General features: G+C 32.9%; 15 protein-coding genes. 1 reads left to right on the top strand and 14 read right to left on the bottom strand.

Annotation, left to right across the window (positions count from 1 at the left end):
- Nucleotides 1-10: 10 nt before the first annotated feature.
- The 9 genes from CLOS_RS03960 to CLOS_RS03920 form a co-directional block, all read right to left on the bottom strand.
- Nucleotides 11-922 carry a DUF4300 family protein gene (locus CLOS_RS03960; protein WP_012158629.1) on the bottom strand — a complete coding sequence of 304 codons (912 nt, stop codon included), beginning with the start codon at nucleotides 920-922 and terminating at the stop codon, nucleotides 11-13.
- Between the two features lie 124 nt (nucleotides 923-1,046).
- Entirely contained in the window at nucleotides 1,047-1,685 is a 639-nt protein-coding gene (locus CLOS_RS03955) for a Vat family streptogramin A O-acetyltransferase (RefSeq protein ID WP_408626283.1), read from the bottom strand.
- A gap of 416 nt (nucleotides 1,686-2,101) precedes the next feature.
- Nucleotides 2,102-4,039, bottom strand: a complete 1,938-nt coding sequence (locus CLOS_RS03950) for a vWA domain-containing protein (protein WP_012158627.1) — start codon at nucleotides 4,037-4,039, stop codon at nucleotides 2,102-2,104.
- An 11-nt stretch (nucleotides 4,040-4,050) separates the two neighbouring features.
- Nucleotides 4,051-5,277, bottom strand: coding sequence for a hypothetical protein (locus CLOS_RS03945; RefSeq protein ID WP_012158626.1), 1,227 nt, complete (start codon nucleotides 5,275-5,277; stop codon nucleotides 4,051-4,053).
- Complete coding sequence (locus CLOS_RS03940) at nucleotides 5,274-7,394, bottom strand: P-loop NTPase family protein (RefSeq protein WP_012158625.1); 2,121 nt, start codon at nucleotides 7,392-7,394, stop codon at nucleotides 5,274-5,276. The genes CLOS_RS03945 and CLOS_RS03940 overlap by 4 nt, the downstream gene beginning before the upstream one ends.
- A gap of 89 nt (nucleotides 7,395-7,483) precedes the next feature.
- Complete coding sequence (locus CLOS_RS03935) at nucleotides 7,484-9,277, bottom strand: oleate hydratase (RefSeq protein WP_012158624.1); 1,794 nt, start codon at nucleotides 9,275-9,277, stop codon at nucleotides 7,484-7,486.
- Nucleotides 9,278-9,435: 158 nt separating this feature from the next.
- Nucleotides 9,436-10,005, bottom strand: a complete 570-nt coding sequence (locus tag CLOS_RS03930; RefSeq protein ID WP_012158623.1) for a TetR/AcrR family transcriptional regulator — start codon at nucleotides 10,003-10,005, stop codon at nucleotides 9,436-9,438.
- 199 nt (nucleotides 10,006-10,204) lie between these two features.
- On the bottom strand, nucleotides 10,205-10,732 hold the full coding sequence (locus CLOS_RS03925; protein ID WP_012158622.1) for a dihydrofolate reductase family protein: 528 nt from the start codon (nucleotides 10,730-10,732) through the stop codon (nucleotides 10,205-10,207).
- A 136-nt stretch (nucleotides 10,733-10,868) separates the two neighbouring features.
- Nucleotides 10,869-11,339, bottom strand: coding sequence for a flavodoxin (locus CLOS_RS03920; RefSeq protein ID WP_012158621.1), 471 nt, complete (start codon nucleotides 11,337-11,339; stop codon nucleotides 10,869-10,871).
- A 323-nt stretch (nucleotides 11,340-11,662) separates the two neighbouring features.
- On the opposite strand from CLOS_RS03920, the gene CLOS_RS03915 reads away from it, so the two are divergent.
- Complete coding sequence (locus tag CLOS_RS03915) at nucleotides 11,663-12,430, top strand: MerR family transcriptional regulator (RefSeq protein ID WP_012158620.1); 768 nt, start codon at nucleotides 11,663-11,665, stop codon at nucleotides 12,428-12,430.
- A 350-nt stretch (nucleotides 12,431-12,780) separates the two neighbouring features.
- Here CLOS_RS03915 and CLOS_RS03910 read toward each other — a convergent pair whose 3' ends face one another.
- From CLOS_RS03910 to arr, 5 genes are all read right to left on the bottom strand, one after another.
- On the bottom strand, nucleotides 12,781-13,530 hold the full coding sequence (locus CLOS_RS03910) for an ABC transporter ATP-binding protein (RefSeq protein ID WP_012158619.1): 750 nt from the start codon (nucleotides 13,528-13,530) through the stop codon (nucleotides 12,781-12,783).
- Between the two features lie 11 nt (nucleotides 13,531-13,541).
- Nucleotides 13,542-15,896, bottom strand: coding sequence for an ABC transporter permease (locus CLOS_RS03905; RefSeq protein ID WP_012158618.1), 2,355 nt, complete (start codon nucleotides 15,894-15,896; stop codon nucleotides 13,542-13,544).
- On the bottom strand, nucleotides 15,893-17,158 hold the full coding sequence (locus tag CLOS_RS03900) for an MFS transporter (protein WP_012158617.1): 1,266 nt from the start codon (nucleotides 17,156-17,158) through the stop codon (nucleotides 15,893-15,895). The genes CLOS_RS03905 and CLOS_RS03900 overlap by 4 nt, the downstream gene beginning before the upstream one ends.
- Before the next feature lie 31 nt (nucleotides 17,159-17,189).
- Nucleotides 17,190-17,822, bottom strand: a complete 633-nt coding sequence (locus tag CLOS_RS03895) for a TetR/AcrR family transcriptional regulator (protein WP_012158616.1) — start codon at nucleotides 17,820-17,822, stop codon at nucleotides 17,190-17,192.
- Nucleotides 17,823-18,014: 192 nt separating this feature from the next.
- Nucleotides 18,015-18,431 (bottom strand): NAD(+)--rifampin ADP-ribosyltransferase, encoded by a 417-nt coding sequence (gene arr / locus CLOS_RS03890; protein WP_012158615.1) that lies wholly within the window; start codon nucleotides 18,429-18,431, stop codon nucleotides 18,015-18,017.
- Between the last annotated feature and the right edge of the window lie 94 nt (nucleotides 18,432-18,525).

The raw sequence follows: 18,525 nt of genomic DNA, 5'->3' as shown, positions 1-18,525 counted from the left end.
ATATTGATTGTTATTTTGAGTCACTTTCCGGGTTATTCGGATTTTCTCTATATCCTTCTAGGAGCTCATCATTCTCCATAATAAAAGGCTTCGCAGTCGGTTGATTCCAAGACACATCATACTTATTCATCAGATAATCATTCAATTCAACACGATTGTTAAACTTTATCACCTGATATGGTTCTTGAAAAGACAACTTTTCGAGAAATAAAAGTTTTCCGTCTTCGGCTGGAATTAAAACCCCTGCATGTCCAATAAATAAATAATTATCTAGGTCAGAATGAAAGAAAACAGAAATAAGAGAAATCTTAGCTTTATTTGAAAATCTAATATCCTTAGCTTTCCAATCTTCTTTTACCTTATTGAGATGAATCGATATATCTTTTGTCATTTCTGTTGGAACAAAAGAAAATAAAGTCTTAAATTCTTCTTGCTCTACTTCGCTCAATAGCTTTTTAGGACTATTTTTCAAAGCATCCTCATCCATAAATAATTCACTGGAGTTTTTTGTATTCACTTTACCAATAAAAATCGAATTTTTCATTAAATCAAAAGATGTAATTCTACAGTTATAACCAATAAACATAGGATTTTTAGTATCCCACATTTCCTGAATCGCCAACAAATCATACTCAGGTTCCAGACGATCAATAGTGCTAAATCCATCCACTACTAAATCTTTTTTTTCAATGGTATTATTAAAGTTATTAACACTTTGAAAAAAGGAATCCATGCTTTCAGCTGTAATTCCAGCTGATTCCATAGCTTTTCTTACCTCATCTTGACTTGATGCATCTGCTAAATTTGAGTATGTTAAACTCTGTTTATACTCTTCTTTCCCATTTATTGACGGACTCGCGCAAGCTGTTAGTGCTGTAAATGAAATTAAAGTGACTAGTAAAATATTCCGTGCTTTTTTCATAATTATGCCTCACATCTCCTTTTGATAGTGTATGTTTACCTATTCTAACATGGAAGCAAAAAAAGAAATTTACAATTTTATTACAATAACTTGAATAGACCATAATCCTAAAATTCAATATACTTTAAAGACATGGTTCCATTAGCTGTTCTAAGCCCCTCTCTGAGGTTAGCTTTTCAAGGTTATTGAATATTTTCTCCTCATCCCAGTTCCACCATTGAAGATCTAACAGAAATTCAACCTTTTCATCACTAAATCGCTTCTTGATAAACTTCGCTGGATTTCCACCATGTATGGTATAAGGTTCAACATTTTTTACTATAGTCGAGTTGGCGGCAATAATTGCACCATCACCAATCTTAACCCCAGGCATAATGGTAACATTCTGGCCGATCCAAACATCATTTCCGATTACTGTATTTCCCTTGAAAGGAAGCTGCTCTATTGTAGGGGTCACCTTTTCCCACCCACTGCCAAAGATGTTAAAAGGATAGGTTGTAATTCCATCCATTCTGTGATTAGCACCGTTCATAATAAACTTTACACCTTCTGCAATTGCACAAAACTTCCCTATGATTAGTTTGTCTCCTAGAAACTCGTAGTGATGCTCTATACGATCATAAAACTTCTCCGGAGACTTTTTATTATCACTATAATAGGTATACTCTCCAATTTCAACATTGGCCCTTTTAGGTAAATTGCTTATAAAGCAAACTGTCCTTATATTTTCATTTGGATAAAGTTTGCTTTTATCAGGTCCCATCATAAACATTCACTCCTTTTATTTTAAAAACAAAAAAACCTTTCCCAACTAAAAGTCTTGGAAAGGTTACAAGTATCATACATAAATTTAGCATCAAAAACTATTCCACAATAAAAATAGTGAATTAATACCCTATAAATTCTAGTTGAGTTGACACGATTATAATCCTATCCAAAACTTATGGTAATTTAAGCAACACTAAATAATATATCCTAAGCATCAAAAGATATATCAATTTTGCCTATATTACCTTAATTTCCAAAACCCGGATAAGATTATATGATCATTTTATCTAATCACCTCATGTTTATTTCTATACAATTAAAGTATAGTCCATTTAAGATTACAATTCAATAATTTATCAGTAAGTTTTTTATTTAATATTTTTATGCCTCTAATACTAGAACTTATTTATATCATTTGTTAAAAACAGTTTTTATATTCTGACCTACTGCCTTCAATAGTTCTTTTGGTAACTTTTCTACCTCTTCACCAAGGATGATTCCATGGGGCTCTTTATACCCTTCCCTCCATACAAATTTAAATACCTTTTCATTTGCTTCGTTGTTCTTTCCTATTTGGAATCCATATACCATAACATTCTTAGATAATAATTCTTCTACAGCCTCCTTTGCCATCCCCGGAAAACTGGATGCACCATCTGTAATTTGAAAAACTATCTTTATTTGCTTTCCTTTTTTAAGTCTATTTTCCTGTTTTGGTGTGATGGTATTGGATATTTCTTTTAAGCAGGCTCCATCATCTGTTGCACCATCGTTTCCATCTAAGCGTACAATTGAACGAATTATATCACTTTTTTCTTTTTCCGCTGAACTTCTATAATTAAATTCCTTAACATTATAACATCTGCTGCCAAAAAACCAAGTTTCTGTTTGAACCTCTATTTTTTGTTTTAGTTTTTCTATGTTTTTTTCCAAATACCTATTAAAATCATCTATGGATAACAGTGTTACTGCTAGGGCCTTTCTTGTGGCATCTATTTTTCTTTCATTCATTGAGCCTGAATTATCTATAACAAAAGAAATTTCTATTTTCTCTGGTAATACGTTTGTTTGAGATTCCAGCAGATATCTATTAAAAATTGGAAGGTTCTTGTAGTTCCCTTTTTTCTCAGCCTCTAGGAAATCTGGATACGAATGTATCAAATTATCTATATCCAGTTTCCCTTTTACTTGATTGTACTTTTTTATATTTATTTCTTTACTTGCATCCCCTATTAGTTTTTTCCAAAACCTCTTCATTTCCTCTCTTTCTTTCTTCATTTTATTTGAGTAAAATTGAAAGAGTTCTTGATCCGCCTGACTTACTCCATAGGGCTCTAGATTTATCTTGCCTTCCATAATACTTTCCATATGGGCTATTATATTTTCTTCTTGATCTGCTATTTCTTCTAAAATCTTTTCAACCTCTTCTTGGGTTGATTCCAGTGAATCTTGTATTTCCTCTGCCTTAGGTTGTTCAAAGATCCCATTGCTTTCTTGACACTTCTCTTCTTTTTGTTCTGTTGACCTGTGAAATTCCATTTCATCAATTTCTTGTTTCCACAGCTTCTCAAATGTGGGAAATACAAAAGAGCGGAGAAATGGATCTCTCTCAACAATTCCTTTCTCCTGATTTATCTGTCTAATTAACTCATAGCGAACAAATTCGTAAAAAGGCCGATTAAAAATTTTCTTATGGAAGGGATTTTCAATAGCTCCTTCTATTTCAGGTTCTTCCTTGTACAGCTCAATCGTTATAAAACCATTGATAAAACCCCTATGTCTAGGCACTTTAGTAATAGCCTCTTTGCTTCTTCCTGTTTGCTTCATATATAAAAGAATCTTTTTAAAGTTTTCATCATCCCTATATATAGGACATATCTGCAAAACTCTCAGAAAGGATACATACTTATCGAATAAATATAAAAAGTCTAAAATTTCCTTTTTTACATAATTTGATATCATACTAGGGCTATATGCTGGGTCTCCCTCCAGTCCATCTTTTCTTATTTTTAATAAAATATAATTGGACATATGATCGATTTCTTTCTGCCAGTCCTTCCGCCTGTTTAAATATTTTCTGGCTTGTTTCTTCCAATCAGAATATAAGGCCAATTCATAGTATATATGCCACATAATTTGATTTTCATCTAAATTTTTATTTAAAAAACTTGCCAACGGCAGATATAAAACGCCATTCGAAGAATTCAATACAAACCTTTCTAACTTTTCCTCTGGCATATATATTAAACTAGAATCTCTGGTAAAGGTAGCAAGGGATCTTTGCTCTCTCTGTAAAAACTCTTCACAGTGTTTTTTAGCTTCCTCAATTAAACCTTCTTCACCAAACATACCCCCACCTCCTATCGATATAACGGCATATTCCATAGATCTTCTGGTGTATGAAGTCGATCAATATCTAAAATATTTAGTTTTCCTCCCATATCCATCAGCAAATAATTTGCAGCAGTTAGTTTAAATACCGTTGTAAAAAACATATTTTCAATTGTAGCATCCTTATTCAAATACCATCGATCAAAATTTTCTTCAAATAAATATATTACGCCATCTTCACTTAAGACCACCGCTGTTCCATCCTTAGATTCAATATCGAACAAATTACCTTTTAAGTTATCTCCTTCTATTATTTTATATTCGCCTAGGGTAATAACTTTAAATTGCCCCTTATTTCCCACTACCATAATAGATTTTTTGTCTGCATCTTCACACGCTAAGGGTGCTATCTTTCTTATTCTGTCTCTAAATACATCTACTTGCCCTACAATATTCAATTTTTCGTTCTCATATTTAATAAAATAAATTATGCCATCTTTTGTTCCCACTACAAAAAAATCATCCTCTATTCTTTCCATAGCCGTCCAATCTAAAATAGTACAACCTCTATCCCAGTGATGGATCAAAGAATACTCTTTCTCTTTTTCTATTGCTTCAACTATATTTAGTTTATCTGTTTCATCTACTACTACAAAGATATTATTTCTAACCTCTAAAACACTTCTCGATCCCTTAAAATCGCAATTATGATGAATCTCTTCTATGGCTATTTCTTCATCTACATTTGGTAATTTATTAAAATCATCACTTGAAAGAACGTATGCCCCTCCCCTTACGCCTAAAAGCAAAATGCTTCTGTGATTCAATTTGTATATAATAGATATTCCCTCTTTTATTCCTTTTATGTCCTTACTCCACTCTACTTGAATTTTCCCCTTAGAAGAATCTATAGGAAAATTTATATAGAAAAACTTCACCTTTCCCTTTAGGCTGCTTACTATAAAAAGGTTTTCATTGATTCTTAATATATCCTGTGGAAAGCCATTAAAACTACAGCTTCCAAGCTCTTCAATGGGCATTAACTTCATGGAAGTTTTCTTTGTGTTAATTCCATATAGCCTATAATAGGGAATTAACTCTTTCAACAGCTCTTCTTCTATTTGTGAAAGTCTTTCCAGCTCTTTTTCAAAATCCTCATCTAAAATTCCCGTTTCCTTACATTCATTTAGCTTCTTCCTTAAGTCTTTAATCCGATCTTTATAATCCTCTCCATTAACAGACAAGTTTAATTTCATATGCCTTCCTCATTCTCCTCTAAATTCTCTTCTAAATATTCCAGTAGTTTTTTTGAATGCTCTAAGTGATATAATCGCTGGTCTAACTCCTGATATTTTTTACTATGAATTTTTGACACATCTTCTATAGTGGCTTCAAAAACTTCGATTAATTCCTCTGGTAAATTTTTTCTTCCAGGTCCTTCACCAAATATAAGGTGAACTATATCCAAATAACTTAAAGTCTCTATTTCTGGACGGACATATTTATAGGGACGAGTACGGATTTCCTCATATATAGTTGTTGCTTCCCCCACAGCCTTTGTTTCTACATCCCATCCTTCGCTTGCAGGAAAGAACCCAAAACGTACTGCCTGTGATAATATATAATTTTGATCATCGGCATAGGTGATTGAACTTATAAATCCATCCCACAAAGCTTTGGATAAGTCTTTATCTTCACCTTGATTCCAATTATCCAGAACATGTAAAATATTACGAACAGATAATACGGCTTCTCTTAACTCCAAATTTTCTATGGAAGATTCTCTTTGTACTCCTTCATCTTTCCATTTCCCCATGAAAACATTTTGGGTGACTCTACATAGTTGAGAAAATCTAAATAATTCTTCCAATGTTCTTTTAGAATCAGGAATATGAATATTGCCATTTTGATCAGCTAATCCTGTCAGTATTACTCTAAAAAGCTGATTTTTTCCCCGTAATTCCTGATCCTCTAGGGAGCCCGTTATACTTTGGGGTACATAATTATATTCAATAGTTACAAATCTTGATTTAAAAGCTGGATTTAATTCATTTGTTCCTTCATAATTTACCATTTCAGTAGACAAATTTCCTGTACCTATAAATCCAAATCCAGGTTTAATCATCACCGGGCCAACGCCCGTTATATAAGCTGTGCTTCCTGCATGGCGTTGCAATATATCATTTAATCCAATTAAGTTTTGCATTGCAATAGTGTTTAATTCGTCTACAATTACAGGGCGGCCTTCCTTTACGGCAGTTAAAATTTCTCTCTCTATTTTCTTAATTTCAGTACCAAAAGCGCTATTGCTTGCCACTAATAGATCAGAAAAGCTCTTCCATATTTGAATCTTTAACTGTAATTGCTCCTCGTTTGTCATTGCATCTAATTTTTCTTTATGCTCATCCATCCAATTATAAAAGTCCTCTATAATCATATTTAAATAATCTGCAAAGGAACCCTGTGAAAAGCTATGATTAAGGGACAAGGTTTTTTCTACAAACATATCCTCATAAGTCAGGTTATGGGAACCAGAAATAAACAGGGGTTGCAAAGGTTCTATTTCCTCTTTCCTTCCATTCATTAAAACATCTTTATAATACTGTTTCCTTTCCTCACTAAATTCTTTAAACTTCTCAACTGCATCCTTTTCTTCAGCATTTGGATTGAGAGAAAACCAATCATTCATTTTTTTCTCTAGTTCTTCTTGAATTCTGTTTTCTATGGTAAAATCTAGGGCTGCTTCCGTTGCCAATTGGGTCTTTCCACTTCCTAAATGCCCTACAATATATACAGGTACGCCTAAGTTCAATGAGTCTATTACTTTTCGTTTTGCCTCAGCTACATAAGGTACATTTATTAAACGCTGCCTTTTTTTATCTTCTATATCTTCTATTAACTGGCGTTTATAATAAAATTCCCATGCTTCTTTAGACTCTTTTAAAATTCTTTCTAATTCTTGTTCCAATCTTCTTATGGCATCAACACGATATCTTGTGGCCGAATTGCTACCATAATGGCGAGAGTTATTACCTTCCCTGTTAACTCTTCTTTCCCAGTTGAGAAAAAACCGTTCATATGCAATTAAGTTTTCGATTGCTTCTATTTCCCTTCCTTTCTCTGCTGTTTCTTTTTCTATATAATCTACATATCTTTGGTAATAAAAATCATTTTTTTCAGTTCCAGAAATACTTCTGATTTTTCTTTTATCCAATCTTCTAAATGCTCTAAAAAAATCGCCCTGATCCTCTACTTTTTTATTATTTTCATCTTCCAATGAATTTAAGGCTTTAACCCTCAGATCTTCTTTATACCAATCTTCCATTTCTTCTATCGTAGGGATATAATTTTCTCTTGGCACCTTTCCTACCATAAATGCATCCTCCTTGATCATCTAATATAAATTAAAATCCCATTTTCTAAAAAACGGGATTTTAATCAAATTATCGGATTTGGTTTTTATTAAATAATTCCATATTCCTTCAATAATATTTCAATTTCTGTTCCTGCTGCTTTTTGTAATATCATCTGCTTCATCATTGGTGATATATTGATTTCTGGTTTTTCACCGTCTAATAAGCATTTACCAGCATTTAATAAATAACGTATATCATATCTTGAAGCATAAACTTCAGGAACCCCTTTTTCAACCCCAGTTAAAACATATACTGCTTCCATAGCTGTACGTCCAGAATATTCAATAGTAAATACAGTATCACGTCCAGGATCATCTAAGGTTTCAGCAAATTGTCCCAAGAAAGCAAAGTTTACTGCATTCTTTGGTACAACATATGGCCTGTCTCCAGATTCACGTGGCATAAATTGAGATGTGATAAATGGCATCATAACAGGAACTGCAGTACAGCTTTTAGCTAGTTCTTCTATTTCCTCTACAGGTACGCCTATATGATATAGCCATTCTTTTGTGATTTCCTTACCAGTACAATCTCTCATCGGCTTTTTAATATAGTCTCCTGGAGTGTCTGAGAATAATCCATAGACCCAAACAACAACATCTTTTTCAGGCTGTCCATAATATTGTTCTTGACGATTTATTGTCCAGCTCATTAACCATGAAGAGTCTAAGGCTGTAACGATCCCCCCTGTTACAGTACGTCCACCATATGGTGAACGCTTTGTAATTTTTTCAATATACTCAGGAACACGTTCATCATGACAAGTTACTGTACAAGATTCCCAATTGGACTTTTCTGGATCTGTGCAAAATTTATCTGGCCTTCCAAATTCATCTGATTGCTCAGCTATATTTCTCCATAGTGTCCAGCATCCACCTGCCTCTTTGTTAAACGGAGCTGGCGTATTGTCATCCCCATATCCAGAGCCTTCAGTCATAGAGCCATTTGTTATAAATACCAGATCATTTTCTGTTAGATTAATGGAAACATCATTCCCCGCTTTATCTCTTGCAACGATTTTCTTAGCAACTTTTTTCTCTTCTGTAATTGAAAATTCAACATTATCAACGGTAATCCCATATTCAAACTTAGCACCATGGTCTTCTAAATATTTAACCATTGGCTTTACAAAGGAAGTATATTGGTCATGACGGGAAAACTGTAAAGCTGAAAGGTCTGGCAGTCCTCCAACATGATGGATAAAACGATTCATATATAGTTTCATCTCTAAGGCACTGTGCCAGTTTTCAAAAGCAAACATTGTTCTCCAATATGTCCAGAAATCACTATTTAAAAGTTCTTCAGAGAATATATCTTCTATCGTTTTATTTTCCAGACTCTCATCTGACATCATTACAAAGGTGGCTAACTCCATTGCCAACTCTTGGCCTAAATTAAATTTCCCATTGTCATAGCGTTCACCACGGTTTTTAGTAATACGGCAATTGCTAGAGTTTGGATCATCATAATTTGTATAGTAGAAATAATCCAATACAGTCATACTAGGATCTTCTGTAGAGGGTAATGAACTGAACAAATTCCATAACACTTCAAAATAATGTCCCATTTCACGTCCACCACGTGCTACATAACCTGCATTTTGGCGAACTGCCCCATCTAAAGATCCACCTGGAATATCTAATTGTTCTAAAAATGTAATCTTTTCTCCAGCCATATGGGCATCACGTATTAAGAAGCAGCCCGCAGCCAAAGCACCAATTCCTGTACCAATTAAATAAGCTTTTTTATCTTCTATTCCCTTTGGTTTTCTTGCATTTACTAAAGAATGATAAGTTCCATTTGTAAGCTTAAGTCTATTATCAAATGTTTTTAATTTCATAATTATCTCCTCTTTCTTAAATATTTAGCAGGCCTGCTTTCTATAAATCTATAATAAATCTTTCCCATATCCTTTTCATTAGATAAATAAACCGTAGTGTTAGAATATCCAACACTACGGTTTATTTGTCTAGTTTATAGGCATGATGATTCATATGCCTAATTTTTATTCAGTTTCTCACTTCTTTTAAGGGATAATTCAATGTTTCCATCAAAGAGCTCCCCTACTCTTCTAATGATAGTATCCGGATGTTCCTTCATTCCAGAGGCAATCCACCGGACTACCATTTCAGTCAAGGCACATTGGTAAAAAGAAACTATCAGTCGTTTATCTTCAGAGGATGCTAAAATTCCATCACTTACCCTCTCAACATATCTGCTCATTACATTGCCGGATACATTATATATGTAATTTACGACATCCTCTCTTCTCATAGAATTATATACGTGATAAATCGCTCTTTTATTTTCCAGAGCAAACTTGGCAGCTACTATAAAGCTTTCTTCCCAAGAAAGGGTATCACTGTATTCATCGATCACTGTCTGAAGTTCTGTCTGAAAGATCTCTGATAAAAGTGCATATACGTCTGTATAGTAATAATAGAATGTATTTCTATTGATTTCACATATTTCAGCAATATCCTTCACCGTAATTTTATTAAGCGGACGCTCATTTAGCATCTCTATAAATTTTTCTTGAATCATCTCTTTTGTGTATTGCTTTGCCAAATGCCAACCTCCTCAATTATCTAAACTTTTCTATAGCTTTCTTCCTAAATAGTATACCGCTTTTTTTGACTTAGCTTCAATAATCATTAGAGTTAGGTTTCCATCATCTTCACTAAATATTACGTTAAAGTCTTCTACTCTAAATCTATACTCTTGAGCACTACCTTTATTATGCCAATTGACAATGAAGCAGTATGGCTTATTTTATAACTTCGTAGCGAAGTTCTACAAATTGATTGAATCGGTTTATGCTATTCAATCTTAAAAGTGTTTGAACATTATTTTCCCTGAATAAAGGAATACCACTGCCCAACAAAACAGGCGCAATAGTGACTATAACTTCATCAACTAATTTCTCTAGGATAAAATCGGAAATTAATTCACTGCCTCCCATAAGCCAAATATTTTTTCCGTTTTTGTTTTTTAGTTCCTTGGAGAATGAAACGATATCTTTATTGACAAAAGTTACATATTCCGTATCTTCCCTTGGTGCCCTAGAAAAAATATAGCATGCCTTATCTTTGTATGGAAAAACATCTTCATGTGCCATAAGCCAATCATAAGTAGTTCTCCCCATCATGATCGTATCGATGGTATTATAAAATTCTGATATTCCGTTATCACCTTCACCCTCAACGTTAAAGAGCCAATTCAAGTTATGATCTTTTGTTGCAATGTACCCATCTAAAGTTGAAGCAATAAATAATACTAACTTACGTTGTTCCATTATCTCATCACTCCTTTTTAATTTATTATGTTATATACAGCATACCATAAATTGAGAATTCTATAAGCGTAACTTACCTGCCAATTCATTAAATCGCTGAAAAGTATGGCATATACTACTGATGATAACTATCCTACTACTTATACCCAATTGCCTTAAGCCAATTTGTAACCTGATTTGGTCCAGCAGTACCATTTATAGCAATACCGGGTAGAATGGTGGATTTTGAACATTCTCTAGCTATATCATTTTCAATTTGACCAAATCCGCCGCCTCCATGGGTACAAAATGGAATTACTGTTTTTCCTGTGAAATCATGTGATCTAAGGAAACTTAAAACTGGGGGTGCTAATGTTTTAAGCCAGTTTGGAGAACCTATAAATATTGTCTGATAATCTTCTATTGACTCATTTCCAGATATTAACTTAGGGCAAAATCCTCGGCAAATTTGATTTCTTATTTCTTTGGTAGCTGTATTATAATCAAAAGAATAATTCTTATCCGGAATTAATTCCCTTAAGATACCATCGGTCTGTATTGCTATTTCTAAGGCTAAGTTTTCTGTATTTCTAAAAAGTGAGTAAAAAACAATCAGTGTATTGTTCATATATGTTATTTCCTTTCATAAAAGTTCAATTTACCCGTCTGCTTTTCAGGATGAATACCGTATTAAAACATAGAGTATATCATCCAATCTGTTCTCAATGTCATATTGGTTTATCATTACAGATCTATGGTACACTATGACTTTACGTCATAGTCAAGTGCAAATTTTGTTCATCGCCTAGAGAATCTTCTAGCTTCAGCTTATAGAGTATTATATAATACAAAAATGGGGAAGTTAGATGGATATCATGGGCAATTGATTTACTGAGCATCAGATAAATTTTCACCCATCTTATACTATTAAGGGATTAGGGGAGCTTTGAAATGAAAACAAATTTTTTTACAGTTAAAGATATTGTACGTATCACTGGTGTCACTACCAGAACATTACATTTCTATGATAAAATAAATTTATTAAAACCAACTCGCTTATTGAATAATGGTTACCGAACTTATAGAAGAGAAGATTTGGAAAGACTTCAAACTATTTTATTTTTAAAAGAAATGGATTTGTCTTTAAAAGAAATATCAGATATTATACAACTATCCAAAGAACAACAGTTACAAATTTTACAGTTGCATCATCAAACCTTGCTAGCAAAACAGCAGCGCTTAGGTACAATTATTAATGCCTTAGAAGAATATATATCTGGAAAAGAAATAGTTAATTTGAATATCTTTAATAGCTCACCAATTTTGCCATTACAGGAACAATATAGCCGTGAAGCCAAAATAGTATATGGTGAAACAGAAAAATACAAAGAATATGAGAAAAACCTAGAAAAATTTTCTGATCAGGAAAAAGAAAATTTATCTTATGAGTTTGCAAGCAATATGGAAAAAGTATTTAAAAAATTAGCAAATCAAATTCATAACCTACCTTCTTCTAACCAAGTCCAGGAGTTAATTGTAGAATGGAAAAGTTACCTAGAGCAGAATATGAGTTGTGATACAGAAATTTTGAAATGTATTGCTAATACCTCTAAATCTGATCAGCGATGGAAAAACTATTTCAAGCAATTCAGTGATAAAGATTTGAGGGAATTTGTTTATCAGGCAATCATGTATTATTGCAACACTAATAAGCAGTAATAAAGCATTTCTTCACATAAATTTAACGCGTCGTGTATAATTATTTGCATTAAAACCATCTTCTTGCCGCTCAAATGAAAATGTGATGCCACTTATAGCAATCTCAATCATAGGCTATGACGTTACATAAGTATCAACAAGAAAGTTAATTATCTATTTGCGTAAAAATTAGATCTCCTAAATAAAAGTTCCCCCAAACCAATCAGTCTGAGGGAACATAAAACACACTTCAATATTTAGTTAAAAACCTAGAAGACCGTTGATCTATTTTAACATACAATCCTTTTATATTTCTAAATTCTTATTAGTAGCTAGTAAATTGCTCCATAGATTCTTCATATTATCCTCATCTAAAATCCTTGTTTCTCCAACCACTGTGTTAGTTTTCTATCACGAAATGAATGATCTTCGTTTCCATTATATTTTCCTAACACTAGCTCATCATTAATACTGCCATCCACAATGAAAATCACCCTGCTAGCCCTGGCTGCCACTTTTGCATCATGGGTTACAATGATAACAGTTGTACCTTCTCGATTTATGTTATTAATATTATCCATAACCTCTTTTGTAGCACTACTATTTAAAGACCCTGTAAGCTCATCGCCAAATAAAATATCCGGCTGATTAATAAGTGCTCTACAAATTGCTGCACGTTGTAGCTGACCACCGGATACCTTTTTTATATCATGGTTTGCAACACTTATAATTCCAATCTTTTTCATTATTGCTTCAGCATTTTTATTTATCTCTTCTCTGGAATACTTACCTGACTTAAATCCTGGAAGAACTATATTGTCACGAATAGATAAATTTTTTAAAAGATAGGAATGTTGAAAAATAAAACCCATTCTATTTAACCTTATACTGCTTAATTGGTCTTCATCTACCTTTGAAATATCTTCACCACTTAAGAACACATTGCCAAAAGTAGGTCTATCCATTCCACTTATATTATATAGCATCGTGGATTTACCAGATCCAGACTGCCCCATGATTGCTACAAACTCACCCTCATTGACCTTTAAATTTATATTATTTAAAACCTGTGTCTCTCCAAAGCTTTTACATAAATTCTTTACCTCTAAAATGGTTTTCATAGTTTCTCCTTCTATTCATTAATAATAGAAATAATATTATATTTTTTTATAGTTTTCATTAAAATTGCTGTTACAATTAGTATCCATCCCATTAATATTACAGGGCACAAGACAAATTCAACGAAAGAATTTGAAATTAATTGAACCTCCCTAATACCTATTCCTGCAATGCTTAAGGCAGTATTGACAATCTTTCCTCCTATTAAATTATTTAATAGGATTCCGGACAATATTCCCATTATGGAAACAACCCCTGTCTTTATCATGTACTGCTGTTGAATATCTCTTTCAAAAAATCCTATAGCTTTTAAGACAGCGATTTCAGACAAGTCCTTTGCAAGGCGTAGCTTTAAAAACAATACAGTTATTATTACAGCTATGCTTATTCCAACTACGGCAGTTGAGATCACAATAATCTTAAGCTGTCTGGAAACGCCTCCCAATGTTTGGTTTATAAAATCCTCCATGGGGTCAACGGTTATTCCGACTCCCAAGATTTCAGACCATTCCTTCGCTTTTTTTTCAATGTTTGCTTCATCTTTAAGATTTACTGAAAAAGAATATTTTTCAGAGTCTAAGCCATAAAAGTTATATGTAGATTTTGCTGTAAATCCTCCGCTGGTAACATCCTGATAAACTCCTGAAATAACAAATTCCTTTTGATTGCCGTCGAATATTAGTACAATCTTGTCCCCTGGGTTCTTTCTAATCTTGTCCGCATTAAAATAAGATATGGCAATTTCATTTTCTTTTTTAGGAGCAGCTCCACTAAGGTATTTTAGTTGGTTTCCGGAGTTAATACCACAATCAATATACAAATTCATTTGCTCATCATCTGAATCATAAGTATTTACACGGACTCTTCTATATTCCCAAAAATATTTTATTGAGCGATCATTTTTTAAAACACTTCTTACCTTTTCATATCCTTCTTCTAATCTCTCTCCATTTTCAACTTCAATAAGTATATCCTCTACAGAACTTCCCATATAGGTTATAAATTCAGGGGATTCAAATGTATTTAATAAATTTACAGGGATAAGAATCATTAATACAGCAATTATCAAGACTGCATAAATAATTATCCAATTTTTAAATTCATAAAATACCTCTCTCGTTCCTAAAAGCCAGTTTACAGGTAATGCTTTGGATTTATACAGTCCATCCCTTATACTTTTTGAATCTTTATCAAATCCATTTCCCATTGTGAGTGCATCAACAACAGTTACTCTTTTTAGTTTCTTTAATACACCCTTACAATAAACAATTATTAGGAAATACACAATAAATCCTACTACGAGAGATAAAATTACTGCAAGATTAGATATTTTCATATTGCCAAATGTCGTACTAATATGATTTGTAAAAATACCGCTCATAAAAAATGCCAAGATATACCCCATTATAACTCCAAGTACGGCCAACAACCTATATTTGTTCAGATAAATATTTCTAATATTTAAAAATGGAATTCCTATGGCTTTCATTGTTCCTATTTCACGAATTTCTTCCTCTAAAGAAGCCATGATTGTAAACCTAACACATATAAATGACACAATGATTAATAGTAAACTTACTAAAAGCATTACAAATACAGTAACTATGTCTGTTAAGGCACTTAGAATAAAAATCATAGCATAAGTTACCCCTTGACCATTTTGAGGTAAATTGGCATTTTCATAAGCTGTTTGAAAATTAGAAGCTTCACTTGTATCCTTAAAGTATGCCTCTATGAGATATTCATTTTCTCCAACGCTGTCTTCAATTTTTCCATAATCTACATCACTTAATAAAAACCTTGTGGAAGATGCCATTGTAGAATTCATCTGAGCATCCAAAATAAATTCAGTTACTACAAATTCCATTGAAATTCCATTAGAATTCAAAATAATTTTATCGCCTATTTCTATAGGGTGCATTCCCTTTAGAATAACCGGAACCCCTATTTCCCCTTCCTGCAATTCTACTTTTTCATGCTTAGCGTTCAAAAGCAAATCCTTTTCTTCGTTTTGCTTTACTAACCCTATGTCCAGGCGTATATCAGATAGATTGAATGTTTTTCCATCATTGACAACAGTAATATCTTCACCATATACATTGATCATTTTAATTGTTTGGAAATAGGTAATACCAGAATAACCTAACATAAAATCATCTATTTGTTCCTGATCAATTTTGCCTTTATGCATTTGTAAAAAATGTGGTGGTTGTGCCGTCCCATATAGGTTAGAAATAGATGTAATTGTTTGAGCTGCCATAATAACTGACAAAACCGTAAGACATGCAGAAAACATCATAAATAATAGCAGTGCAATGTTCATTATTTTATTTCTTTTAAAATCATTTTTAACTATCAGCCAATTCATCTAATGCTCCCTTCCATTTCATAAATACTTTTCTTCCAGCCAAAAATAAATGCGAATACAAACATAAGAATTCCAGCAATAATGAGCATAAATCCAATCCCACGTCCTTCTCCAGTTCCAATTAATTGTCCGATGTTTCCTGCAAATATTCCTCCTTCCATAAGCATAGGGCCAAACACATAGTCAGCTAATGCGCCACATACTGCATATGCCATAACAAAACCTGATTGAGTAATAACACTTATCATTCCCCATGCCCTTCCCTGTACATCATTTGGTATTCTCATACGAATCAATACATCTGCACAGGTATTAACAAATGGGAGTGCTGTGAAAAATAAAAAGCAGGAAACTACAATAAACGTTATATTAGTTGTTGTGCCTACCAATGCCATAAAGATTCCTGCTGCCATTAAAGATACCATAAGAATTTTAGGATGATTTTTTTTAATATTTAAAATGCCAATAATAATACTGCCAGTTAACATACCAACAGCACTTACAGATTCCATAATTCCAAGTTTTTTGGTATCAGCAAAAGATAAAATCATTGGTGTCATCAATGTTTGAATAAAAGCTATAAAGAAACACATGAATGTCATAAGTATTACCAAGCTTCTAACCCCTCTATCACTGGTAATACTATTCACTCCTGCCTCAAATTCTTTAAAAAAATTAAAGTTATGGGTAATAGGCTTTACAACCGCTATCCTTTTTTTTACCGATGCAACAGCAAAGGCAGTTATAATAATCGTTGCTATATCAAAGATTAAAATTGCCCTAATGTCTGAAACAGTAAGTATAAGTCCTGCAATAAATGGTGATATAAGATATTTAGATGTTCCTGCAATTTGAACTAAACCACTTGCCTTTGCATAATTCTCCTCTGAGATAATATCTGTAACTGTGGCCCTATAAGCAGGTTCAAGCAAAGATACAAATACAGAGTTTATGGTAACACCTATAAATATGGGCATTAATCCCCTATGACCAGTCTGTATGCTAATCAGCATAAAAAGAAGTCCCAATGCAGAAAGAGAATCCCCTAATATCATCATAAGCCTTCTATCATATCGATCCGCTAAAACTCCTCCAACAGGATTCAAAAGAATTGTTGGTAGAAAGGCAAGAAGTGCTGCTAAAGATACCAATGTTGCGCTTCCTGTACTTTGATAAACATAAATTGAAACAGCAAATGCAGTCATCCCACTGCCTATACTAGAAATTAACTGTCCAATCCAAATAATTATAAATTCTTTCATAATATTCTACCTTTCTTTTCCCCCAATATATTTACATTTTCCCGAAGTTCTCTATAAATAACTTCATAAAACAATCTTCAGGTACATTCAACATTTTTTCCAGCATTGATATCATTGCAGCCATAACACTCATCTGGGAATCAGAATCCAACTCAAAAATTCCTTCATCCGTTAATGTCAATGATGCTACTAGAAAAATTTGCATATACTCCAAAGGATACTTACAGCTCCAAACTTTCTCTTCTATTCCTTCTTCAATAACCTTTACCAGTATTGGAGTCATTGTTGTAACTAGTTGATTTAATGCTTTTTGATGAAGCAGAGCATTTTCAACCCTGTGCATGTTGTCAAGCAAGTCTTTGTCAATCTGATTAGTTACCTGCATAGCCATAAATGCACGCATAAGCTTTTCTACTGGATTGATATTTTCTATTAGAAGTATTTCTTCAGCATTATTCCTAACAATATCTACATATCGCAACACAATTGCATCTAAAACTTCTTCTTTTGATTTAAAGTAATGATAGAAAGTACCCTTTGCAATTCCAACTTCTTTAATTATATCCATGATGGTACATTTATCGTATCCCTTTATACGAAATAGCCTTTCAGCCGTATCAAGAATCTCTTTTTTTCTTTCATCATACTCTTTTATAACTCTCATAATTTCCCTCTTCTCCTTATAGACTGACGGTCGGTCTATATATTAATATCACAATCTAATTTATATGTCAACGTATTTTTTCAAACTTTAAAAGACATTACTAATATAAAAAAGACCAAGATTTTCTCTTGATCTTTTTTATATTAGGTCTGATGGAATCCTATATTTACAGTTGAAAAGGCTCTCTCAGGATCAATCGTATATAATAGCCTTTCCTTGCTCTCGTAACTTTTTTAAAGATGTAAGCATATGATTTATTTCCTCGTCAGTATGTCTTTCCCATGAACCTAATTCAGCTATTATTTTCAAAGGAGATTTAGACCGATAGGAACGTGTAGGGTTTCCAGGAAACTTTTTGTCCGTTAAGTTCGGATCATTTTCAAAATCACCTAATGGTTCTACAAGATAAATTCTTTCCTTTGATACAGATATTGCTAATTCAGCACCCCATTTAGCAGCATCTAATGTTGCTGTAAAATATATATAATTGGATTTTTTATCTTGGTAATTTGATAAGTGTTGTGGCTCCAATAAATCTCCAATTTTTAGTTCTGCTTTAGTACCATGAAAGAAAGGTCCATTATCTAAGATATCCTGTTTATTATTCATAATAATCCACCTCTTCTATTTTTAGATTTATGTATAACATTATAGTGTAGAAACTATAAAAAAAGTAGTCTATCTATAATATACAAATAATGGT

The sequence above is a fragment of the Alkaliphilus oremlandii OhILAs genome (assembly GCF_000018325.1).
In the GTDB taxonomy this organism is placed as follows: domain Bacteria; phylum Bacillota; class Clostridia; order Peptostreptococcales; family Natronincolaceae; genus Alkaliphilus_B; species Alkaliphilus_B oremlandii.
This window is presented reverse-complemented; position numbering and strand designations above follow the sequence as displayed.